Annotated in this window: 15 protein-coding genes; 7 read left to right on the top strand and 8 right to left on the bottom strand. The window is 41.8% G+C overall.

Annotated elements, in window-relative coordinates:
- Nucleotides 1–124: 124 nt before the first annotated feature.
- Both HJC33_RS08245 and HJC33_RS08250 read right to left on the bottom strand, forming a co-directional pair.
- Nucleotides 125–1,843, bottom strand: coding sequence for a DUF1501 domain-containing protein (locus HJC33_RS08245; RefSeq protein ID WP_171658332.1), 1,719 nt, complete (start codon nucleotides 1,841–1,843; stop codon nucleotides 125–127).
- A gap of 11 nt (nucleotides 1,844–1,854) precedes the next feature.
- Entirely contained in the window at nucleotides 1,855–3,369 is a 1,515-nt protein-coding gene (locus HJC33_RS08250) for a DUF1800 domain-containing protein (RefSeq protein WP_171658333.1), read from the bottom strand.
- Nucleotides 3,370–3,538: 169 nt separating this feature from the next.
- On the opposite strand from HJC33_RS08250, the gene HJC33_RS08255 reads away from it, so the two are divergent.
- The 4 genes from HJC33_RS08255 (at nucleotide 3,539) to HJC33_RS08270 (ending at nucleotide 7,925) form a co-directional block, all read left to right on the top strand.
- Complete coding sequence (locus tag HJC33_RS08255; protein WP_171658334.1) at nucleotides 3,539–3,898, top strand: YraN family protein; 360 nt, start codon at nucleotides 3,539–3,541, stop codon at nucleotides 3,896–3,898.
- Between the two features lie 53 nt (nucleotides 3,899–3,951).
- The gene (locus HJC33_RS08260; RefSeq protein WP_171658335.1) at nucleotides 3,952–4,611 is read left to right on the top strand and encodes an aspartate kinase; all 660 of its coding nucleotides are present in this window, start codon (nucleotides 3,952–3,954) and stop codon (nucleotides 4,609–4,611) included.
- Nucleotides 4,612–4,670: 59 nt separating this feature from the next.
- Nucleotides 4,671–6,650 carry a DUF3352 domain-containing protein gene (locus tag HJC33_RS08265; protein WP_171658336.1) on the top strand — a complete coding sequence of 660 codons (1,980 nt, stop codon included), beginning with the start codon at nucleotides 4,671–4,673 and terminating at the stop codon, nucleotides 6,648–6,650.
- A 114-nt stretch (nucleotides 6,651–6,764) separates the two neighbouring features.
- Entirely contained in the window at nucleotides 6,765–7,925 is a 1,161-nt protein-coding gene (locus HJC33_RS08270) for a serine hydrolase domain-containing protein (protein ID WP_171658337.1), read from the top strand.
- A gap of 1 nt (nucleotide 7,926) precedes the next feature.
- Here HJC33_RS08270 and HJC33_RS08275 read toward each other — a convergent pair whose 3' ends face one another.
- The 5 genes from HJC33_RS08275 to HJC33_RS08295 form a co-directional block, all read right to left on the bottom strand.
- Entirely contained in the window at nucleotides 7,927–8,640 is a 714-nt protein-coding gene (locus tag HJC33_RS08275) for a Dph6-related ATP pyrophosphatase (RefSeq protein WP_171658338.1), read from the bottom strand.
- A 163-nt stretch (nucleotides 8,641–8,803) separates the two neighbouring features.
- Nucleotides 8,804–12,271: a transcription-repair coupling factor gene (gene mfd, locus HJC33_RS08280; RefSeq protein WP_171658339.1), complete on the bottom strand. Its 3,468-nt coding sequence runs from the start codon at nucleotides 12,269–12,271 to the stop codon at nucleotides 8,804–8,806.
- 126 nt (nucleotides 12,272–12,397) lie between these two features.
- The gene (gene pdeM / locus HJC33_RS08285; protein WP_171658340.1) at nucleotides 12,398–13,024 is read right to left on the bottom strand and encodes a ligase-associated DNA damage response endonuclease PdeM; all 627 of its coding nucleotides are present in this window, start codon (nucleotides 13,022–13,024) and stop codon (nucleotides 12,398–12,400) included.
- Nucleotides 13,025–13,120: 96 nt separating this feature from the next.
- Nucleotides 13,121–17,467, bottom strand: a complete 4,347-nt coding sequence (locus HJC33_RS17330; protein WP_171658341.1) for an endonuclease/exonuclease/phosphatase family protein — start codon at nucleotides 17,465–17,467, stop codon at nucleotides 13,121–13,123.
- A gap of 123 nt (nucleotides 17,468–17,590) precedes the next feature.
- Nucleotides 17,591–20,047 (bottom strand): ligase-associated DNA damage response DEXH box helicase, encoded by a 2,457-nt coding sequence (locus HJC33_RS08295; RefSeq protein ID WP_171658388.1) that lies wholly within the window; start codon nucleotides 20,045–20,047, stop codon nucleotides 17,591–17,593.
- A 110-nt stretch (nucleotides 20,048–20,157) separates the two neighbouring features.
- Between HJC33_RS08295 and HJC33_RS08300 the strand changes: the two genes are divergently transcribed.
- Nucleotides 20,158–20,580 carry a tellurite resistance TerB family protein gene (locus HJC33_RS08300; protein ID WP_171658342.1) on the top strand — a complete coding sequence of 141 codons (423 nt, stop codon included), beginning with the start codon at nucleotides 20,158–20,160 and terminating at the stop codon, nucleotides 20,578–20,580.
- A gap of 3 nt (nucleotides 20,581–20,583) precedes the next feature.
- On the opposite strand, the gene fbp is transcribed toward HJC33_RS08300, so the two are convergent.
- On the bottom strand, nucleotides 20,584–21,588 hold the full coding sequence (gene fbp, locus HJC33_RS08305; protein WP_171658389.1) for a class 1 fructose-bisphosphatase: 1,005 nt from the start codon (nucleotides 21,586–21,588) through the stop codon (nucleotides 20,584–20,586).
- A gap of 110 nt (nucleotides 21,589–21,698) precedes the next feature.
- Here fbp and HJC33_RS08310 point away from each other — a divergent pair, with 110 nt between their 5' ends.
- Both HJC33_RS08310 and HJC33_RS08315 read left to right on the top strand, forming a co-directional pair.
- Complete coding sequence (locus HJC33_RS08310; protein ID WP_171658343.1) at nucleotides 21,699–22,181, top strand: GNAT family N-acetyltransferase; 483 nt, start codon at nucleotides 21,699–21,701, stop codon at nucleotides 22,179–22,181.
- A complete protein-coding gene (locus tag HJC33_RS08315) occupies nucleotides 22,182–23,432 on the top strand; it encodes an aspartate kinase (protein ID WP_171658344.1) in 1,251 nt (416 codons plus the stop codon).
- Nucleotides 23,433–23,502: the final 70 nt, after the last annotated feature.

The following is a 23,502-nucleotide window of genomic DNA, read 5'->3' on the forward strand; positions in this document are numbered from 1 at the left end:
ACTGATTTTAAGAAAAGCCAAATGGGATATGCCCCAAAAAAGGAAACCTCCGAATTGTGCAACCCAAATTGGGGTGGGGGCGTGCACTATCGGAGGATTCTGGAATATGTATTTTGCATCGGGTTTACATGACCATCACCGATTTACTCATGCGTTGATCTCCTACGGAAATCCTATAAATGTATTTCCCGGTGGACAAGCTATCGCGCATACGCTCCCGAATATTTATTTCTGCAGAACCTTCCAACATCATTTCATTGAAAACGGTACCTACTTTTTGTCCGATGATGTTGAAGAGTTCAATATCAACATGGGCGGCAAATGGCATTTCCAAATGGATATGCGGGGCACGTTCTGTTGGGTAGTATGGTGTATGAACAATAGTATCCAATAAGTCTGGATTTGGATCCATGCTATCTTCACTTGGTGGCGTGTCCGGTAATGTTGGCGGATCGTTATCCATAGCAATGTCATCAAAAGTTTCCCCACTACAATTGAAGCCAAGGTCAATAGCTCGGTATTGATAACCTAATAAGTGTTGCTCTACTGAAGTTCTTGGTACGCATAGCCACTCGGCCAAAACGGTACCGTAGAGGTCTCTGAAGTCCATGGTATATTCCAAGTTACCTCGACTATTGGGACTATCCAATGATGGGTGGTCACCTACAAATGCACTGCCATTCAATCCCGACCCGAAGAACAAGGTGGGTGCTGCCTTCCCGTGGTCTGTACCTAAAGAACCGTTTTCAAAAATTCTACGTCCAAATTCTGAGAAGGTCATGCTTAAAACCTTATCGTCCTGTTCTGTACAAGCTAAATCTTCATAGAAATTATTAATGGCAATGGACAAATTGGACATCAATCGTTCGTGGGCCAAAGGTTGGTTGCCGTGGGTGTCAAACCCGCCCATTGAGATCATATACACTTTTGTTCCCAAACCTCCTTTGATCAATTTTGCCAAAAGAGATAATTGCCTTGCAAAACCATTGTCTTGGTATTCAACACATGCCAAAGCATCGCCACGCTCATAAGCTTCGTGTATTTTCCCTGCATATTCGTAAGTGGTGTTGGCCACACCTCTTAAGAACCTCAACTGATCGCCGTACATACAATCATCAAATGGTGCCGTGGCTATATCGTAGAAAGTTCCGGTCTCTGCAATTTGCTCCAGTTGATCCACATTGCTGGTCACAAAGGCATAGTTGGTTTCTTCACCTTGAAAAACCAAGTTGGCCAAATTTCCAATTTGGATAGCTGCAGGGGCTTCGGGTGGATTGATAAGATAATCTGGGTATAAATTTTCGAAATGTCTTCCCATCCATCCTGTTGGTTCACCACTAAATCCAGTAGTGTTCAGGTCGGTATTGGCAAAAATATCAGAGCCTGTAAAATGAGATAGACTTTGATTGTCGTACCCAACGCCGTGGACAGCTTTAAACTGTCCTTCGCCCCAAAGGGGCTCCAGTGAACCCATGTAGGTAGGAACACCAAAATCATCGGTAAGTTTTAGGACTTTACTTTCGGGAATATAAATATTGGGTCTCGCATTAGCATAAGAATCATATTGTTGAATTGGGATTACCGTACTTAATCCGTCATTACCTCCAGAAAGTCTGATCAATATCAAAATATTGTCAGTTTCTGCAGCGGCTATGGCAGCCGTTAATGGAGATGGTGCTGAAGCGGAAATTAAGTTACTTCCCAAGAACATTGTTCCTGACCCGGCAATTCCCAATGCCTGGATAAAGGAACGTCTGCTCCAGTTTTTGTGTTCCAAATCATGGCCTTCGTGTTCAAGACCTTTGTGTGGTGATGTATCGTGGTTGTGGTGAGTATCGCACATGATAGTAGGGGTTATTTAAGTTGAAATTCAGGTTCTCTGGACAAGTGACGTAGCAAAACATAAACTTGCGTTGGAGCTTCCATACTTACTGCAAGCATCCAAAGGCTCAATCCACCAGCAATATAATCTGGAGAGTAGTAGTTCTCTGGCACATCATCAATTTTGAACGCATCCATGGCTCTTTCAAAATCAGCGTCTGTTAGAAGACCTTTTGGTGTAAACTTATTTACCAAGGCCCTTACCACAATTTCGGGATTACTGGTGTTGCTATCTGCAGCACCAACGGCATCCATGGCCAGTGTTCTAAACTGTTCTGGATTGGCTTGGAAGAAGCCATCTATGAACACCTCGGAAGTTAACCAACGTCCAATAATAAAATTGGTGTTGATCCATTGTCTATCTCGTTGCCATCCTGCAACGTCAAATGGATCAAATAGTGTTTGGCCTATCATACCGGCTGCATCAATAATATTGATTACAGTGCCATCATTATAAGCAAAACCTGTTTCTTTTATCAAATGGAGGTATAAATCGAAAGGACTTTTTATAATGACTCCAATCGCCGTGTCGTCGAAAAAGTGCTGACTCTTGAACATCTGCCTTAATACAGGTGCTAATTCAAAATTGTTGGCCACAAAAGTTTGCGCCAATCCATCGATTATTTGGGGAGCAATTCCGTTACCATCATCTCCTGTGGAATCTGGATGTACAAAGAACTCATAAAGTTTCTTACAAATGAACCATCCTATTTCATTGGGTCGTTCATTGAAAAGGATATCGTGGACATCATCGTATCCCCAATTTCCAGTTTGACCAAAAATAGTTTTGTTTTCGGTATTGAAATCTTCAGGATTAAAGGTTACGGGAGTGCAACCTACTTCGCCTCTTTCTGTATAACCTGAAAGTGCTTTAGCTGTTTCTATAATGTCTTCTTCAGTATAATTGTTACCTTCTCCAAGGGTGAATAATTCGTACAATTCACGAGCATAATTTTCATTGGGATTATTTCCACGGTTTCTTACCCCATCCAAATAATATAACATGGCGCTGGTAAGACCAATTTCACTCACAAAGGTTTTGAAATTTCCCAAAGCGTTTCGCTGAAGGCAGTCGAAATAATAATATAAGAAGGAGTTACAGTCGTATACGTCTATTTCTGTCACAAAGTGATTGTGCCAAAAGAAACTTAGTCGATCCCTTAGGTTATTATCCAAAAGAGCATTTCCATAGGCGGTGGCATACTCTTCGCGTTGGGCACGTCTTAATTGCCCTGCCAAGTCGTCATCTTCTGGATAATCGTCATTGGTCCAATCTGCCCAAGCGGGGGCAGCAATGGGGGGCAATGCTAAAGCTTGATCGACTAAACTGTCTACAAGGGCATCGGCGGTTTGTCCAACTGCGGCATTAATGGTCTGCACCGAGGCGCTAAAACCAAGCCTTCGGTACAAATGGGCAGCACGTAACTCATCCAATGGAGTAGTATACGGCGCCAACGTTGAGGTATTACAATTGATGAAGTACTCCATAGCAATGTCTGGCGTTAATTAGGTACATAGTTTTGGGGCAACTATATGTTTAGTTAACGTTGGGCGTGGTTCAATTCGGCCAACAAATTACAATCTTAACGTAGTTTTGCCCATGAACTGCCAATTTTTTCGATGAACTGCACTCTTTTTTTAATATTTTTCAACTTGTATGGGACAACACAATGAATTTGGGAGGTTAGGAGAGCAGCTTGCCGTAGATTTTCTGATTGAGAGCGGTTATAAAATCCATGCAAGGAATTATCGGTTTCAAAATGCGGAAATTGATGTGTTGGCCGAAAAGGACAATGAGCTATGTGTGGTGGAGGTAAAGTCTAGAAACAGAGGCTTTTTTGAAGATATATCCATGGTAATCAGCAAAAAGAAGATTAAACTATTGACGCTGGCGGCGAATCAATATGTGAATGATAATAATCTAGATGTAGAGGTTAGATTTGATGTGATTACAGTCGTTAAAAATCGTGAAAAATTTAAGGTAGAACATCTAAAAAATGCCTTTTTTTATTTTTAACCATTTGTTTGTTTTGTAACAATATGTTATTTTTGTGCAAAACCAAACCAAAAATGAAAACAATATCTGCGGTAGTTGAACACTATATTAAGAAGAAACCGTTCCTACAAAGCGCTCTTGCACAGGGTATTATCAATCTAACTTCGTTGTCCCGTCAAATTAAACCCGAAATTTCCGATGAGTTGGGCAAGGATGTCAAAGATGGTGCTGTTGTAATGGCATTGAAAAGACTTTCTGATGATTTGGAATTTAGGGCCACGCACAAAATTGTCAAAGTGCTCAAAAATATTGGGGAGATAACAGTGCGCTCCAACCTCACGGACTATACTTTCCTGGCCTCAGATACGATTTTGCAGCAACAGGCCCGGTTGCTGGAAGAGGTCAATGCAAACCAAGATGTGTTCTATACTTCTTCAAGGGGAGTGAACGAGATCAATATTGTGATCAGCAATGTTATGGATAATGTGGTGGAGAAGTATTTCAAGAATGAACGCTGTACTCAAAAAGCGGAGGGACTTTCATCGATCACGGTAAAACTTCCGGCAGAAAATGTCTCTGTTCCCGGAATCTACTATTTTATCTTTCAAAGATTGGCTTGGGAAGGCATTGTGCTGTATGAGGTCATCTCGACCACCAACGAATTTACCATATTGGTGAACGAGGAACAGGTGGATGTAGCCTTTAAGACCATCAAAGATTTAAAGACATTGTAGTTTTGGTCATAGACTAAAAAACATCCACTTTCGTTATTGTTGAAGACACTTCTTGAACGATGACCAAAAAACGAATTTTATACGCCCTGTTGGCCCTGCTGGTGCTCTACCTTGGCTATTTGGCCTACATTTTTATCCTATCGCCCAAAACCAATCTTCAATCCATTTACCTTATCCCCAAGGATGCGGTCTTCGTCATAGAATCTGAAGAGCCAGTAAAAGGTTGGGGCAAGGTAAGTGAAAGTGAAGCATGGCACCACTTACAGAAGAATGATTATTTCTCCGGGCTTACCGAAAGCATTCAACAGATAGACACTATTTTCAACAACAATCATAAGCTGTTCCAATTTTTTGATGGGCGCTCCCTCTTTATTTCCATCCATATGATCTCTCCAAAAGAGTATGGGATTTTTTATGTATTGGACCTAAAGCGCATTGCCAAATTAAGATTGCTAAAGACCTACCTGAACACCTTGTTGAACGAGGATTATGTGCTGAGCAAGCGTACCTACCATGGCCATGAAATTTTGGAAATCCATGATAAAAGGACCAAGGAGACCATGCATATGGCCTTTGTCAAAAACCAATTGGTGGCCTCCTATACCCATTCATTGGTAGAGGCGTCCATAGATCAGTATCAAGAACCCGTTTTGGGGCGGAACCTCAATTTTATTGAGGTTAACCAAAGAGTGGGGCACGAGGATTTGTTCCGTTTGTATGTGCAGTACAATTATTTTGATGATTATTTTAAACGGTTTTCAGACACTCCGGCCGATTGGGTCCAGAGGATGAGTGAAAACTTTTTGTTCTCCGGATTTCATCTAGATCTAGATCAGAACAGTACCCTAACGGCCAACGGTTTCACCAATATCGGTTCCACCAATGCGAAGTATCTGGAGGCCTTGCAAAAATCAGGAACGGCAAAAAGGACCATTCCCAATATTGCGCCCAAGCGAACCGCACTGTATGTAAGCTACGGATTTGATAGTTTTGCCGGGTTCTACAAAAATTTTGAAACCGTTCAACAAGACAATCCCAAACAGTTTGAAAGCTATCAAGAAGGCATTGAAAAGGTCGAAAAATTTCTCAAAATCGATGTAAAGAAGAATTTTGTGGACTGGATCGGGGATGAAATTGCCCTGTTGCAAATACAATCCCATATTTCCAAAGGAAAGAATGATCTCGCCATGGTGTTGAAGGCTAATAATATTGATCATGCAAAAACCAATTTGGATTTTGTGCTGAAACAGATAAAGAAGAAGACTCCGGTCAAATTTAAGGCAGTCAATTATAAAGGACATGAAATCAATTTCCTTTCCATCAAAGGGTTCTTTAAAATATTGCTGGGGGGTCGATTTGAAGAATTTGACAAACCGTACTTCACTTTGATCGACGACTACGTGGTCTTTAGTGACAACCCCAATACGTTAAAGAGCATCATTGATGATTATGTGGCGAAAGAGACGTTATCCACTTCCGAGGATTTCAAGAAATTTGACAAGCGTTTTGAACGGGAATCCAGTGTTTTTGTTTACAGCAACATCCCGGTTTTGTTCAACAACATGTACTCCCTTGCAGATGCGGGCACCAAACAAAAGCTTCGCAAGAACAAGGATTTCATTATTTGTTTCCCCCAAGTGGGATTGCAATTGACCCCGGAGGACCACCTGTTTGAAAGTCGAATGGTACTTAGCTATCAAGATGTGGAGGAGGTGAAAAAAAATGTCCAGTTTGAGGAAACAGTCCGACCGAAGCCAATAGTACAAAAGGCAACGCCAACAGAAATAACCGATGCCGTTTTTAATTTAAAACCCATTTATCCCACGGATTTGAATGCCAAATCATTTTCAAAAAAGTACGGTAATGGAAAAATACGGTTTGAAGTTGATCTAAAGGACGGTCTCAAACACGGTCGTTACGTGGAATACTATCCCAACGGTGAGGAAAAAATAACAGGGCGTTTCCGTAACGATGAACAAGTGGGTACTTGGCGGTTTTATGATAAAAATGGAGAGCTCGTTAAAAAGAAGCGGTTTTAATACCCTGATGCTTCCTTTCTTATATTGTCATTTCGAACGGATGTGAGAAATAATAACCATTTCAAAATCCATCTGCAATTAGTACCTTCATTTCCTCAACCAAATTCCAGACTAATGAAGGGTACTTTTCTGTCTACTACGTTGTTTCTTGCACTATTTTTTGCACAAACTGAAATCATTGCGCAAGATTTTTATTTCCCAGAGCGTAACGAAGTTTGGAAAGCGGCAGAGCAGAATCAATTCAAATTTGATGAACCTAAATTGAATGCAGCAGTTGATTTTGCAAAGGACAACGAATACTCTGGTTCACGGGATTTGCGCCAAGCAATATTGAAAGGATTTCAACGAGAACCCTTTCATGAAATTTTGGGTCCGACCAAAAAGCGCGGTGGACCAGCGGGAATGATTTTAAAAAATGGCTATCTCTTGGCATCTTGGGGTGACACCCAACGAGTGGATATGACCTTTAGCGTGACCAAAAGTTTTTTGTCAACTGTTGCCGGACTTGCCGAAGACCGAGGTTTGATTGAAGATGTGGATGATAAGGTCTCACGTTATGTCTGGGATGGCACTTTTGATGGCGATCATAATTCCAAAATTACTTGGGAGCATTTGTTGCAGCAAAATTCTGATTGGTCCGGAGAACTTTGGGGTCTGAAGGACTGGGCGGACCGCCCGCCCCGGGAAGGCGGTTTGAATGACTGGAAGTTTAGAAAGTTGAACGAACCTGGAACCGTAATGGAGTACAATGATGTTCGGGTGAACGTACTGGCCTACTCCCTTACCCAGGTTTGGCGCAAACCATTGCCCTTGGTGCTCAAAGAACAACTGATGGACAAGATCGGGACTTCCACCACATGGCGTTGGTACGGCTACGACCATGCATGGACCGAAATAGATGGTTTAAAAATGAAATCGGTGACCGGGGGAGGGCATTCTGGAGCGGGGATGTTCATCAGCACAGAAGATATGGCCCGATTTGGCATGGTGTTTTTAAATAACGGGAAATGGAAAGACCAGCAATTAGTAAGTGAGGGATGGATCAAAAAGGCTACGGAACCTTCGGTTCCCAATGTAAACTATGGCTATATGTGGTGGCTTAATCAAAAAGGCGACCGACACTGGGAAGGGGTACCCGAACATGTATTCTATGCCGCAGGCTTTGGGGGGAATTTTATTGTGGTGGATCAAAAGAATGGATTGTTGATTGTTACCCGTTGGTTGGAACCTTCTAAAATTGGGGAGTTCATAAAACAAGTTTACCAAGCTTTCTAGGTCAAGAAGAAGTTGATTTGAGCAACACATCGCAGAAACCAAATTGAATTTTGGTCTTGTCCGATGGGTCATCGTAGCTTCGGAAAACCTTTTCTCCAAGTTCAATGTCTATAGAATGATTAAATATAGGTCCATCAAAACAGAAGGTGTGGAACTCACCATTTTCGCCACAAGGATCCACGTCAGAAGGCAACTCTTTTAAAAGTTCTCTGGACAGTTCTGCACCCAAAAACGATTCCTCCAATTTGGAGTTGTTGATACAAACAATCACTGTTCTAAAACCAAGTTCAAGAAATTCCATGAAAAGTTCAGTGGTGTCCCTTTTCCATATTGGAAAAACAGCATTGATGTTACGGGTGGCCAACATTTTTTCGCGATACTCTTTTAAGTCTTCCAGAAAAATATCGCCAAAGGCGGCATGGCTAAATCCTTCTGTGGCCAATTGACCAATTTTGGCACCCATTAAAGCATTGTAATCTTCCATACTTGGACTTTCAGGCACCTCAATAATATCCAAAGGAATCCCGATGGCATTCGTTTGGGCCTCGAGTATCTCTTTTCGCAATCCATGCATGGAAACTCGGTTATGGTGGGCATTTACAGTGGTCAATAACCGTTCAATTTGAAATTCTGGTTGTTGTTGTAAATGATACAAGGCCAGTGCAGAATCCTTTCCGGAGCTCCAATTGAAAAAGGTTTTGTGTTTTTGGGGCATGTTTCGAAGATGTAGTTTTGGTTACGATGTGGGCAAAGTAGTTGTGGAGCGTTTATAAAAGTAATGATTCTTGGATTTCTCATCGCTATGCTCCATCGAAATAACAATAGTGTTTTTTGGGTCATTTCGAATGTATGTGAGAAATCCCAACTTTCGATATGATTCAGGTTTTTACCTCTCTCTGATGATTTAAAGGCTCCATAACCTTCAGTGCTTTATCAACACTCGTTACCCCAGCAAATACCAACAGCAACCGTAGCCCATTGCGGGTCTGTTTTTCTTTAAGCTGACAGATGCCAGGGTTGGCTTGAACATAGTTCAACACTTTGGTGAAGATGGGACTTTGGTAAAAGTCGGACTGTTGGTCGGCAATAAAATATCCCAAGAACTTGCCCTTTTTAAGGATGACCCGTTCCAACCCAATATGCGTAGCAATCCATTTAATACGAACAGAGTTGAGCAAGTCCACCGCCGGTTCTGGGAGTTCCCCAAAACGATCTACCAATTGGATCTCAAACTTTTGAAGCCCTTCCTCATCCTCAACTTGGTTGAGTTGGGTGTAGAGGTTCAAACGTTCTGTAATATTATTGATGTAGTCATCAGGAAAGAGCAGTTCAAAATCAGTATCCAATTGAAGGTCCTTCACATAAGTTTTTTCTTGGCCTCCTTCCACTTCTTCGTAAAGCTCTTTGAACTCATTTTCTTTGAGTTCCTCAATAGCTTCGGATAGAATTTTTTGATAGGTCTCAAACCCAATTTCATTAATGAAACCGCTCTGCTCACCACCCAATAGATCCCCCGCACCACGAATCTCTAAATCCTTCATGGCAATATTGAACCCACTGCCCAGTTCCGTAAATTGTTCCAGGGCTTCAATGCGTTTTCGGGCATCTGTGGTCATGACCTCATACGGTGGGGTGATGAAGAAACAGAACGCCTTTTTGTTGCTTCGACCTACACGACCACGCATTTGGTGCAGGTCACTCAATCCAAAATTATTGGCATTGTTGATGAAAATGGTGTTGGCATTGGTCACATCCAAACCACTTTCCACAATGGTTGTGGACACCAGTACGTCAAATTCCCCATTCATGAAGGCGAGCATCAATTGCTCCAATTTTTTGCCTTCCATCTGTCCATGGCCGATGCCAATTTTTGCATGAGGGACCAGACGTTGGATCATGCCAGCAACTTCTTTGATGTTTTCAATACGGTTATGGATAAAAAATGTCTGTCCCCCCCGTTGTATTTCGTAGGAAATAGCGTCTCGAATAATTTCTTCATTGAAACGGATGACCCGACTTTCGATGGGGTAACGGTTGGGGGGTGGGGTATTGATAACAGAAAGGTCACGGGCGGCCATCAGACTAAATTGAAGTGTTCTGGGAATGGGCGTAGCGGTCAGCGTAAGTACATCCACATTTTCCTTGATGGAACGTAACTTTTCCTTCACCGAAACCCCAAACTTTTGCTCTTCGTCCACAATGAGCAGTCCCAAATCCTTGAACTGCACATTTTTGTTCACCAATTGGTGCGTACCGATGATAATATCGATTTTTCCTTCGCCCAATTGTTCCAAGATGCCCTTTTTTTCCTTGGCACTTCTAAAACGGTTCAGGTAATCCACCTTCACAGGGAGTTCGCCCAATCTTTTCTTAAAGGTATTGTTGTGCTGAAAGGCCAAAATGGTAGTGGGTACCAAAATGGCCACTTGTTTGCCATTGTCCACGGCCTTAAAAGCTGCCCGGATGGCCACCTCGGTTTTTCCAAAGCCCACATCCCCACAAATGAGCCGGTCCATGGGCCGCTCACTTTCCATGTCCCTTTTTACATCTTGGGTCGATTTTTCCTGGTCCGGAGTGTCTTCATATAAAAATGAAGCTTCCAGTTCGTGTTGTAAATAACTGTCGGGGGCATATTGGAATCCTTTTTCCAGTCGGCGCTTTGCATAGACTTGGATTAGGTCGAAGGCAATTTTCTTGACTCGGCTCTTGGTCTTTTGCTTCAGTTTTTTCCAGGCTGCGGAACCTAATTTGTAAATTTTTGGTGGAGCTCCGTCCTTACCGTTGTATTTGGAAATCTTGTGAAGCGAATGGATGCTTACATACAAAATGTCGCGGTCGCCATAGATAAGTTTGATGGCTTCCTGCTTTTTGCCCTCCACATCTATTTTTTGAAGCCCGCCAAACTTGCCGATACCATGGTCAATATGGGTAACGTAGTCCCCAATCTCCAATTTGTTGAGTTCCTTGAGGGTGATGGCCTGTTTTTTTGCGTAGCCATTCTTTAGATGGAATTTATGGTATCGCTCAAAGATTTGATGATCGGTATAGCAGGCCAATTTTAGCTCAAGGTCCACAAATCCTTGATAGATTGGAAAAACTATAGTTTGGTAATGAACCGTTTCATTTACTTCATCAAAAATGTCGTGAAAACGTTTGGCCTGTTGTTCTGTGGAGCAAAAAATATAGTTGGTAAAACCTGCTTCGTGATTTTCATTAAGATCAGCAATGAGCAGGTCAAATTTTTTGTTGAAAGAGGGTTGTGGTTTGGTATTGAATTCAATAATTGGGGAGTCATAACCTGTCATCCCGAGCGCAGTCGAGGTAATGTTTGGTATTTCATTTTCTCCAGACTTCTCGACTGTGCTCGAAGTGACAGAGGTAGTTCCAATTTCGACTCCGATAAAATGGTGTAGGTCGTCTTTCAGCAAAGCTGAATCCACAAATAACTCTTTGGGCTCTGCATGTTTTACCTCTTTGCTCAGCTTTTCAAAACTCACTTTGGCTTTTTCAAAGTTGGTATCGATTCGATTGTAGACCAAATCCAAGTTTTTTGAAAAAATGATGGTTTTAGAGGCAATGTATTTTAAAAAGCTTTCCCGGGTTTCTTGTAAAAATTTGTTTTCAACATTGGGAATGATGGTTATTTTTTTCACCTTTTCCAGAGAAAGCTGGGTTTCCACATCAAAAGTTCGGATGCTGTCCACTTCATCCCCAAAAAATTCAATGCGATAAGGCTCATCATGCGAGAACGAAAAGACATCCACAATCCCACCACGAACGGAAAACTCTCCCGGCTCAGTTACAAAATCAACCCGCTTGAACTGATATTCAAAAAGTACTTCATTCAAGAAATCCAAGGAAAGGGTATCCTCCAGCTTAATTTTGAGGGTGCTCTTGTCCAGCTCCTTTCGGGTGACCACTTTTTCAAAAAGTGCATCAGGGTAGGTGACAATGACCGCAGGTTTTTTTCTGGAGTTGATGCGGTTGAGCACTTCGGCACGGAGAAGCACGTTTGCATTGTCGGTTTCCTCAATTTGATAGGGCCTTCGATAACTTCCGGGATAAAAAAGCACATCTTTTTCACCAATCAATTGTTCCAAATCATTGAGGTAATAGGCGGCCTCTTCTTTGTCGTTCAAGATCAGGAGGAACGGGAGTTCCATCGATTTGAAAAGATGGGAAAAAACAAAGGAAAGCGAAGAACCTACCAGTCCCTTTACAAGTAGTTTTTGGTTTAGGAGAGACTTCTCGACTGCGCTCGAAGTGACATTTTTGGCAATAGCATCCCCCAGTTTCCGTAGTTGGGGAGACTGTTCAAAAAGTTGGGAAATTGATGTTTGGGTCAATCCAAAAACTTTGCGGCAAATATAAGCTGAATCCTTTTTAGGGAAAGTATTTTTTTAGATTTCTCACATTTGTTCTAAATGACACAAATGAGCTTGTCATTTCGATGGAGGGAAGCGACGAGAAATCTAAACCTTGATTACTGAATCTTCCACAATGGCAAAGACTTCATCTTCCATATTGGGTTGAAGGGTATGGGTTCCCGTAAATTCACCAAAGGCCGGTAAAATCATCTGATGGTTGTTTTTAAAAAAACAAGGGAGTCTGAGTTTCTGTCTTCCAAATCCTTGCAGTTTAACGGCGGGGTGAATGTGCCCGCAGAAGGTAAAATGCTCTTTTCGCTCCTCGGGATGATGAGTAAGCAGAAAATCATCGATGATTAATTCTGGAACAACCGCAATGCTCAATTGCTTGTATTTTTCTGGAGAGATGATGTCATGGTTCCCGGATACCAAAATAATTTCTGCAGGGGTTTTGGCAACCCAATTTTCGAACAAATCCCATTCCTTGTTCAGCGAAGAATGAAAAAGATCGCCCAAAAAGCAAATTTGAAAAGGTTCAAAATCAGCTACAATTTTATCTAGCAAAACAAAATTCTTATGAATTGCTTTTCTGGGAACGGCCGCTCCAAATTTTCGAAAATGGTTCACTTTGCCCAAATGCACATCACTAATGAGCAACATGGATTTGTCCACCCAAAAAATTCCGCCCAAAGGGTGGAGTTCAAAATTCCCATTTCGGATGGATATCTTCATACCGTTCAAAGATACTATCCCAATATTGATTTTAGGTCAAAAGAAAACCCCGACCAATTAGGCCGGGGCTTGATATTTGGAAAAACTCCAATCTTTCTATCTTCTTTTCAGCACAGGAATGGTTGCTTTAACTCTACCGTTGCTAAACACATTGATATAATATACTCCTCTTCGGTAACCTTCCATATTTACCAAGGTGGATTCAGTGCCTTCTGGCACATTTAACTGAAGCACAGGTCTTCCCACAAAATTGTAAACCACAATTTTGGCGTCTTCAGTAATTGGGCAACCAAAGGACACGTTCACAGATCTAACAAATGGGTTAGGGTAGGCTTTGGCTTTGATTCTGCAGTCCCCAGAGGAGGTGTCACAGCTTCCTAAAGTGGCTCCCCTTGCCAGAAGAAATTTAGCGGCTCTGGTAGAAACGCATAATTCACGCCCTCTGTGGCATACCAACACTTTGGGACGCCATGGGTTTCGACCACAACTCACATCCACAGCTTCAACTGTGATGGATTCGGTTATGGAACAACCATTTTCATCGGTTATGGTTACCTCATAAGTAGTTGTGTCTTCTGGGCAAACGGTAATGGAATCTCCGGTTTCGCCGGTGCTCCAAACCACCTCATAGTTTCCGGTGCCACCTTCAATGGACAAAACTTCCAAAGTAGTGCAGCTCTGAGGTTCATATCCTAAATAAACTGTTGCATCTTCAGTGGTAATCACTGTGAGTTCTTCAGGTTCCGAAACGATGACTTCAGCTTCGAAAAATTGCATCAGAGCGTCACTGACCAGTACGCTATAGGTGCCGGCTACAAGCCCTGTGGCAGTTTGGGAGGTCTGTCCATCACTCCACATATAAGCGTAAGGAGCTACACCTCCACTAACAACAACTGTTGCGGTTCCGTCTGCCTCTCCGAAGCAACTTACATCTGTTGACGCCACAGATTCCAATGTAAAAGGTTTGAGCATCAATCGAACTGAAACGGGTAAGTGATCGGAAGCGGTACTGGCATAATCTGAATCATAGAACTCGTAGTGTGATTGAGCTGATTGATCAATATATCTTGGAGCCACTTCTTCGGTTGCCGAAATGTGGTCAATCATATTCTCTCTAAATACGTAGGAACGGAAACCATTAAGGCTTAGCGTTTCTGTGAGCACTTCGTAATTTACCCCATCGTCTACGTAACTTTCATAAGAGCTAGTGGTTGAGGTGATATCGGCAACAGTTTCATCTACATCATCGTTATAGTCCCCCAAGAGCACCAAGTTGCGGTCGGCATAGTAGGTGTCCAAGCTGTCCTTGAGGACTTCTACATCATATTTACGCATATCGTAGCGTAATTGAGCATCGCTACTGCCGTTGGCACGAGCGTGCAAGGCAACAAAGTCATAGGTTTCGGTTTCTCCCTCAATGGTGACATCTGCGGTCATCAAAAATGGCAATCGCCCACTGGCATAAAAGCGATCAGGATCACTAGGGTAATCTGTCAAGGCCGAAGTGTCCCCGCCATTGTAATAAGGATGAATGGATTCCAACAGTACCTTGGTATCGCTGATGGTCACAGTTTCGGTATTATAGATAAAGCCTACTTTTTGATGGATTCCGGAATCGTTAGGGTATGAAACTGCAGGCGACAGAATAAAATCGTAACCGGAAAGCTCACTTACCATTTGAGCAAATAGTGCATCATCAGCAATTTCCTGAACTGCCAAAACATCAGGTTGAAGCTGTGCAATTACTGTTTTAACGCTATCTTTTTGAATAGCATCGGAATTGGGATTGCCTGAAGCAGGTGAATTGCTTTCGTCGCCAAACCATTCAATGTTCCAAGTAGCGATTTCTAAAGTACTTGCCTTATCCACTTCTACAGGCAATGTAGGTGGTTCGTAAGTTGGAGCACAAGCTAGGTCGGTACGGATTCTGGGCAACAATTGATATAGGTCGAAATATTTTCCAACAACACCGATTACTTCACCGCAACTTGTAGGTTGAGCCAAGCCTACCAGACTGGTTACATCGGTATCTATACGTACTTCTCCAGAACCGCTGGAATCACTGACTGCATAATTTGAATTTCCAAATAGCAAATCCCCAGGGTTTGGGAAAGTCACATCAATAACACGAACCAATTCAGCAGGGTGCAGACTCAATTCGGTAAGTGTTACATCCAAAGGCACTATAGGATTGGTAGCGGGTCCATTTGAGGTGAACTCTGTTACGGGACTGATCTGTATTTGCTCATTAAAAGAGCTTCTAACCCCAGTTATGGTGATGGAATCTCCAATCATAAAAACACCATCTCCATGTACTTGTTCGTCAAAAACCGCAATGGCTCCGGTTTCATCCTGAATATATGCTGAACCAGAAAATTGGTCTGAAACAGTAATGACACCACTTACAGTTACCAAAGTGCCATCTGCTTCAGAACGAGCTGCTGCTATACTGATAAGCTCGGGATTTTCGTTACTGCTACCACCACCATAAGTGCCGATTGGAAAAGGCAACCCAGCAGTGTCGTTGGTTGTAGTGCCATCTAAAGTATCGATACCGCTATAAGTCCAATTGGCAAGTACAAAAGTACTTCCATCTGGTCCAGTACCATCATTTCGGTACGCCCAGCCATCAAGATAATCCCATGCCTGACCACTTCCATCAACATTAATATCTCCAAAAACATCAATTACACTACCTTCAAAGAAAAGTTCAATGGCATCATCACCATTGATGGCCGCTGCTGAAGTAGTGTAATCAGGAGCAAATCCGAAGTAAGATTCAAAACCAGTACTTTCACTGGCGATATAGATAAAAGTTCCTGCGGAAGCACTTACTGCTGGAAAAGTGAATTCTTCACCATCAGTGCCACCACCATTATTGGCAGAACCGATGCCATAGGTGCTCAAGTCGGCAATATCATTATTTACGTACAGTTCAATAGCTTTGGGAACGCCACCAGAAAGAGGTCCATCCACTACACCAGTGATTAACAAGTCGGGGCCATAAGCGCCTAGAGGAAACGGAGTGGTTGCCAAATCGTTGGATGTGGCACCGTCCAAGGCGTTGGTACCGCTAAAACTCCAGTTGGTAAGTACAAAAGTGCTCCCGTCTGGTCCAGTATCATCATTTCGATAAGCCCAACCGTCCACATGGTCCCAAGGCTGTCCGGTTCCATCTACATTGATATCACCGAACACGTCAACCACAGTACTATTTAAAAAGAGTTCAATAGCATCATCACCATTAATGGCCATTGCACCTGAGGTATAGTTAGGAGCAAATCCGAAGAAGCTTTCAAAACCAGTGCTTTCTGAAGCAATGTAAATATGTGAGCCTGCACTTACTGCATCTGCTGGAAAAGTGAATTCTTCGCCATCGGAACCACCACCATTATTGGCAGAACCAATACCGTAAACACTTAAATCGGCAATATCCTGCAAGGCATACAATTCAACACCTTTAGGAACTCCACCAGATAAGGGGCCATCATATACACCTGAAATTACCAAACCTGATACAATAGGCGAGCTGGAATCGGTAGTAGCATCTGTTGCAACACCTGTAGCGTAGTCCAGATTGGTATCGTATGACCAAATTCGATAACCATAACTCGTATTTTCCAATAAACTTAAATGGTCGAAACTTGTTGCATTGCCAACATAAAGTACTGTAGCTCCATTGGGCAAAGCATTACCTGCTGTGTAGGTTTGGCCATTCACCAAAGTTTCTGAGACCGTTCCACCTTCAATAAATGCAATAACCACCGGATTACTGTCGGCGTTCAAGGTCCATGAAAGTGAAATACTTGAAGTTCCAGTGGAAGAGGCAGAAAAATTGGTTGCATTATCAACGGTTGGGGTAGTGGTGCCCCCAAAAGTTCCAATAGGAAAAGGAGTAGTGGCTGTTCCGTTTTGGGTTTCACCATCTAAGGCATTGATGCCACTGAAAGTCCAATTGGAAAGAACGAACGTAGTGCCATCAGGACCTGTTCCATTGTTGCGATAGGCCCATCCGTCCAAATAGTCCCAAGCTTGTCCTGAACCATCCACATTAATATCTCCAAAGACATCAATCACATTGCTATTAAAGAAAAGTTCGATGGCATCGTCACCGTTAATGGCCATGGCCCCAGAGGTATAATTTGGGGCAAAACCGAAGAAATTGGTGAATTCTACATCTTCCGAAGCTACATAAATAAATGAACCGGCGGTCGCAGCATCAGCGGGAAAGGTAAATTCCTGTCCATCGGTGCCGCCACCATTATTGGCAGAACCGATGCCGTAAAGGCTTAAATCTGCAATATCATTTTCAACATAGAGTTCTACCGCTTTGGGTATTCCTCCGGTAAGAGGTCCATCGACCACACCGGTAATTTTCAAGTCTTGTGCAGATACACACAGGACAAAAAATAATAAGATTAGTGTAAAGTAATTTTTTTTCATTGTGAGGTTTTTTCAAGATTCTAAAAATCTTAAAGTTTTGTTTAGAGGAGGTCATCTCCAAATTAAGAATATGTTAAGGAGTGATTATGAGACGACAAAAATTGTAGGTATTTACGTATTGAACTAAAATGCCTTCACCATTCTTTTTATACGATCAGCTAATTTTTCGTTGGATAGTTTTTCGCGCAGTCGGTCTGTGATGATGGGAAATGAAAATGGTGTGGGCTGCTGGCATTTTTTCCATACAATGTCTTGTTGGGCAATGCGTTCCAAGGCTAATCGCAAACGGCCTTCCTCCAATTGATGCTCAAATGTTTCGGTATACGCTTGTTGGTAAAGTAGGTTGTCGTCCTCAAAGTCCCTGAAGACATCAAACAATAACTCTGAACTGCTTTGCAGATGTTTCATTTTTACCCCTTTTTCAGGATAACCGGTGAAGACCATGCCACTGATGACGGCTATATCCCGGAATTTACGTTTTGCCATTTCGTTGGAATTCAAACTTTTTTGAAGGTCTGAGAGCATGTATTCCGAGGAGAATAGATCGTTGTCCAAAATTTCTTGAATATCCAAAGCCTTATCCGAAAGTAGCTCAAAACCGTAATCGTTGAAAGCCAAGGAACAGGTAATGGGGGTCAATAAACTGATTCTATAAGCCAGCAAGCTGCTCATGCCTTCATGAATGGCCCTACCCTCAAAAGGATAAAAAATATGATGGTAGCCGTCACTGGTCTTAAAAGTTTCTATCAAAAATTGATGGGGTTGAGGTACAATGCTTCCCTCTCGTTGTTTGGCAAACATAAGTGCCAAGGATTGAATTTCAATGGACTGCTTGGAAAATGGAAGCTCAGCGGTATATAGTTCTTGCCGAAGGAGTTCGGACATTTTTGCGGAAAAACTCAACCGACCACCCATCCAGCTCGGTACTTTGTTGGTACGTTTGGTAGAATTTCTAACATGTGCAGACATACCTTTGATTCTAATGAATTCCAAATTCCTGCCAGCGAACGTGAATACATCTCCCGGACTCAATTTGGAGATAAAATATTCCTCAATAGAACCGATATACCCCCCTTTTTGATAGCGAACGGATATGGTGGCATCTCCAACAATGGTTCCAATTTGAAATCGGTGTCGCATAGCTACGGTCCTGCTGTTCACTTTGAACTTTCCGTCTTCTTCGAGCTCCACTTTTTTGTATTCATCATAACTTTTCAAACTTTGACTTCCCATCACCAGAGAATTCAAAAGCCACAGCCATTGTTCTTTTGTTATGGCTTGATAACAAAATGTTTGTTTGATTTCAGGAAAGATTTCTTCAGGATGAAAACCATCAGAAACAGCTAGGGTGGTTAAGTATTGCATAAGCACATCAAAACTGTTCAGATACGGTATTCTATCTTCCACAGCAGCATTAAGAACAGCTTTTTGCATGGCAGCAGCTTCTACTAATTCTATAGCATGTGTTGGTAAAAAGTAGATAACACTTTCCTTGCCAGGTCTGTGCCCACTTCTCCCTGCGCGTTGTAAAAAACGGGCAACACCTTTGGGGCCTCCAATTTGAATTACGGTCTCTACCGGGGCAAAATCAACTCCCAAATCTAAACTTGAAGTACAGACGACTGCCTTCAAGCTTTCGTTTCGGATGGCCTGTTCTACCCATAATCGGGTTTCTTTGTTGATGCTACCGTGGTGCATGGCCATTTCCCCGGCAAATTCAGGATATTTTTCAAGGATTTTTTGAAACCAAATTTCGCATTGACTTCTGGTATTGGTGAATAACAAAGTAGTCTTACTATTCTTGATGATGGGAACCACTTCGTCCAATAAGTGCAACCCTAAGTGTCCTCGCCACGGAAAGGTCTCCATTTTTTTGGGGATAATGCTCTTTACCGTAATTTTTTTATTGAGGTTGGCTTTGATGAGCACAGAATTTTTGAGTTGAGGGGAGGTGGGTCCCAACAAAACCTGTCGAGCTTGTTCCAAATTACCAATAGTAGCAGAGATACCCCAAATCCTAAGGTTGGAGCAAATGGTTTTGAGTCGGGATAGTCCAAGTTCCATTTGCACGCCACGTTTGGTTCCCAATAGCTCATGCCATTCATCCACGACAATGGCAGAACAGTTTTTGAATACTTTTTCATAACCTTTGGATGATAGTAAAAGATGTAGGCTTTCAGGAGTTGTGATCAACAAATCGGGCATGGTCGTTTTTTGCTTGGCCCGTTCCTTGGTTGAGGTGTCTCCAGTTCTGATTCCAACGGTCATCTGGGTTTCTAGATCTTGGGTAATACGTTCTGCTGATTGCTTGATTTCTTGCGAAAGTGCCCTTAAAGGTGTTATCCAAAGTGCTTTAAGCCCTTTTTTATGTTTCTCTTTGTAATTAGGATGGTTTTTAATGTAATTCAGGACTATGGGAAACCAAAGTGCATAGGTTTTTCCACTGCCAGTCGGCGCGTTCAATAAGCCGTGCTTACCCTCCATGAAAGCTTTCCAAGTTTGTTTTTGAAAAGGAAAAGGATTCCAGCCTTGTTGTTGGAACCAGTCATTGGCGATATGAAAAAGCTCAGAATCTTGCAGGACAAAATCTTTAAGGGTTTTAAGATGAATGAAAATACAAATTTCTTTTGGGGGTAATTATGCAAACCTTTCTACTTTAAGATTTATATTTGTGCCACAAAAATTCAAATATGCCCATTTTAGATCTTTACGAACACGGAGAGCAGCGAAAAAATCTTGCCCATTTTGCCACTTTGGCCAGTTTGGCCGCCGCCGATGGTGTTATTACCGATGAAGAAAAAGCAGCTCTGGATAAATTCGCATTTAGATTGAACATTACCGATGCGGAATACAAAGAGGTGATGAAAAAGGAGAACAAATACCCTATTGAAACCCCTCATAGCGGTGAGAAAAGATTAAGGAGGTTGTTTGATTTCTTTGAAATTGCCTTTGCGGACAATGTGGTTGAAAAAGAACAAATGGGATTGATTCTCAAATATGCTATCGGATTGGGATATTCTCCTGAAAAAGCAGACCAGATCATCAAAAAATCCATTGCCATTTTTACGGGTAAAATAGATTTTGAGGATTACCAATATTTAATGGAAAAGTAAGCTTTAGCTTGCCATAAATTCCTCGGCTTTTTCTACCATTTTTTTACTCCCACAAAAGAAAGGAACCCTTTCGTGAAGTTCTTTAGGTTGTATCTCCATTATGCGTTGGTGCCCATCACTTGCTTTGCCATTGGCTTGCTCGGCCAAAAAGGCCATGGGGTTGCATTCATACAATAAGCGGAGTTTGCCATTGTGTGCCTTACTGCTTTTTGGGTACATGTAAATGCCTCCTTTGATCATATTTCGATGAAAATCGGATACTAAAGAACCTATGTAACGGGAGGTATAGGGTCTGTCCCCCTCTTCTTTCTGGCAATATTTGATGTAATCCTTCACTCCTGGTGGAAAATGAATGTAATTTCCTTCATTGACAGAATAAATTTTTCCAGTTTCAGGAAATTCCATTTTGGGGTGGGAAAGATAAAAAGTCCCCAATGCAGGGTTCAAAGTAAAGCCATTTACGCCATCACCGGTAGTGTAGACCAACATGGTGGATGTTCCATAAATAATATAACCTGCAGCAATTTGATTTTTACCGGGCTGTAAAAAATCTTCAAGAGTAACAGGAGTTCCCACGGGAGTAACCCTTCTATAAATAGAAAATATAGTTCCAACTGAGACGTTTACATCGATATTGGAGGAACCGTCCAGAGGATCGATCAAGACCACATATTTATTCTGGTGATTTTCATCCTTGCTGTTGATGGCAATAAAGTCATCCTCTTCTTCAGAAGCAATACCACAGACAATTTCCCTGTTTTTGAGTGTTTGGATAAATTTTTCATTGGCCAGCACATCCAATTTTTGCTGATTTTCCCCTTGAATGTTGACATCGCCAGCAGCACCAATTATATCAACTAAACCAGCCTTGTTCACTTCATGATTGACAACTTTTGCGGCCAATCTGATGCCATTTAGCAGTCTAGACAACTCGCCAGAAGTGTATTGAAAGGAGTCTTGATTAGCAATTATAAATTCCCCTAAGGTTTTGTGCTGAAGGTCGAACATCATGGTGTGTTTTATTTGGCGACAAATATCGTGCATTTTGTGAAACTACAACGATTTCGTTCAGGTAAAGTTTTAGATATTTATAACTTTGAGTTTTATTTGTAACAATTATGGATTTTTCAATCAGAGAAGCAAAAAAAGAAGATATGGGTCAGGTTTTAGGGCTCATTCAAGAATTGGCTCATTTTGAAAAAGAGCCCGATGCAGTTGTAGTCACGCAAGAAGATTTGGAGAAGGATGGCTTTGGCGAAAATAGTTTATTTCATTGTTTTGTGGCCGAGGTTGGAGGAGAGGTTTTGGGAATAGCATTGGTATATCCACGTTATTCTACTTGGAAAGGGCCTGTTATTCATTTGGAAGATCTAATAGTCTCTGAAAAGATGCGAGGTAGCGGTTTGGGAACTGCACTGTTGGATGAGGTAGTGAGATACGGCCATAAAATTGGTGTTAGACGTATATGTTGGGAGGTTTTGGATTGGAATGAACCTGCTATCAACTTTTATGAAAGCAAAGGAGCTAGAGTGATGAGAGATTGGGATGTGGTGCAGTTGGATGAAAAAGGAATTGAAAATTATATCGAAAGGATAGGATAAATGAGGGTTTTTAAATTTGGAGGAGCATCGGTAAAGGATGCCAATGCAGTTAAAAATGTTGTAAGGGTTTTACAGGAGGTTGGCTATAAGGATACTTTGGTGGTCATTTCGGCAATGGGAAAAATGACCAATGCCATGGAAAAAGTGGTTCAATCTTATTTTGATGATAAAGATGAACTACTACTTGCCATACAAGAAGTAATTGACTATCATAATGTAATTTTAGGTGATTTATTTGAAAACACTTCACATCCCGTTTATGAAAGGGTAAAATTACTTTTTGATGAGGTAAAAGGTTTTTTGACCTGGAACAAGTCCCCAAAGTACGCCTTTGTTTATGACCAAGTTGTTGGATATGGTGAATTGGTCTCCACTACCATTATCAGTGCATATCTCAATGAGGTAGGATTGGCAAATAAGTGGCTTGATGTCCGTAGTTTGATTAAAACGGATAGTAGTCATAGGGATGCTCAAGTGGATTGGGAACGTACGCAAAATGAAGTCTCCCAAAAGGTTGACATGACCAAGCTGAACATTACCCAAGGGTTTTTGGGGAGTGATGACAATAATTTTACCACTACTTTGGGTAGGGAAGGGTCTGATTATACAGCGGCTATTTTGGCATATTGCCTCAATGCCGAATCCGTAACCATTTGGAAAGATGTGCCGGGCGTATTGAATGCAGACCCGAGAAATTTTGAAGAAACCCAACTATTGGATCAAATTTCCTATCGCGAAGCTATTGAATTGGCTTTTTATGGGGCTTCCGTGATTCATCCAAAAACACTACAGCCACTCCAGAGAAAAGAAATTCCACTTCATGTGAAATCCTTTCTAAACCCAAAAGATAATGGAACGACGGTTGGTAAGGGGCAAGGTATTTCACCCAAAGTGCCCTGTTTTATTGTCAAAAAGAATCAAGTGTTGGTCAAATTATCTTCTTTGGATTTTTCATTCATCGTAGAAAACAATATCAGTGATATTTTTAAACTCTTTCATGATCATAGATTAAAGGTTGATTTGATTCAAAACTCGGCCATTAGCTTTTCTGTCTGTCTGGACAATAAGTTTAATGGACTACAACCCTTGCTTCAAGAGTTAAAACGGAAGTTCAAGGTGGTCTGTCATGAAGATGTTTCTCTCTACACCATTCGTCATTTTGATGACAATTCAGTTAAGTTACTTCAAAATGGGAGATCGGTGCTAGTGGAGCAGCGAGGAAAAGAGACTGTGCAGTTGGTCGTAAAATAGAAATGCCTCATTATTAGGGTAAACCCAATACCCACAATTTTCTATCTTTATACCTACCTAATGTTTTATT

It is taken from the genome of Flagellimonas amphidinii (assembly GCF_013090115.1).
GTDB lineage: Bacteria > Bacteroidota > Bacteroidia > Flavobacteriales > Flavobacteriaceae > Flagellimonas > Flagellimonas amphidinii.

What these genes read in the sequence shown, in the direction of transcription:
- HJC33_RS08315 (WP_171658344.1), top strand. Translation starts at nt 22,182, where the DNA reads ATGAGGGTTTTTAAATTTGGAGGAGCATCGGTAAAGGATGCCAATGCA.
- HJC33_RS17330 (WP_171658341.1), bottom strand. Translation starts at nt 17,467, where the DNA reads ATGAAAAAAAATTACTTTACACTAATCTTATTATTTTTTGTCCTGTGT.
- HJC33_RS08245 (WP_171658332.1), bottom strand. Translation starts at nt 1,843, where the DNA reads ATGTGCGATACTCACCACAACCACGATACATCACCACACAAAGGTCTT.
- HJC33_RS08275 (WP_171658338.1), bottom strand. Translation starts at nt 8,640, where the DNA reads ATGCCCCAAAAACACAAAACCTTTTTCAATTGGAGCTCCGGAAAGGAT.
- HJC33_RS08265 (WP_171658336.1), top strand. Translation starts at nt 4,671, where the DNA reads ATGACCAAAAAACGAATTTTATACGCCCTGTTGGCCCTGCTGGTGCTC.
- HJC33_RS08310 (WP_171658343.1), top strand. Translation starts at nt 21,699, where the DNA reads ATGGATTTTTCAATCAGAGAAGCAAAAAAAGAAGATATGGGTCAGGTT.
- HJC33_RS08255 (WP_171658334.1), top strand. Translation starts at nt 3,539, where the DNA reads ATGGGACAACACAATGAATTTGGGAGGTTAGGAGAGCAGCTTGCCGTA.
- pdeM (WP_171658340.1), bottom strand. Translation starts at nt 13,024, where the DNA reads ATGAAGATATCCATCCGAAATGGGAATTTTGAACTCCACCCTTTGGGC.
- HJC33_RS08300 (WP_171658342.1), top strand. Translation starts at nt 20,158, where the DNA reads ATGCCCATTTTAGATCTTTACGAACACGGAGAGCAGCGAAAAAATCTT.
- HJC33_RS08250 (WP_171658333.1), bottom strand. Translation starts at nt 3,369, where the DNA reads ATGGAGTACTTCATCAATTGTAATACCTCAACGTTGGCGCCGTATACT.
- HJC33_RS08260 (WP_171658335.1), top strand. Translation starts at nt 3,952, where the DNA reads ATGAAAACAATATCTGCGGTAGTTGAACACTATATTAAGAAGAAACCG.
- fbp (WP_171658389.1), bottom strand. Translation starts at nt 21,588, where the DNA reads ATGTTCGACCTTCAGCACAAAACCTTAGGGGAATTTATAATTGCTAAT.
- HJC33_RS08270 (WP_171658337.1), top strand. Translation starts at nt 6,765, where the DNA reads ATGAAGGGTACTTTTCTGTCTACTACGTTGTTTCTTGCACTATTTTTT.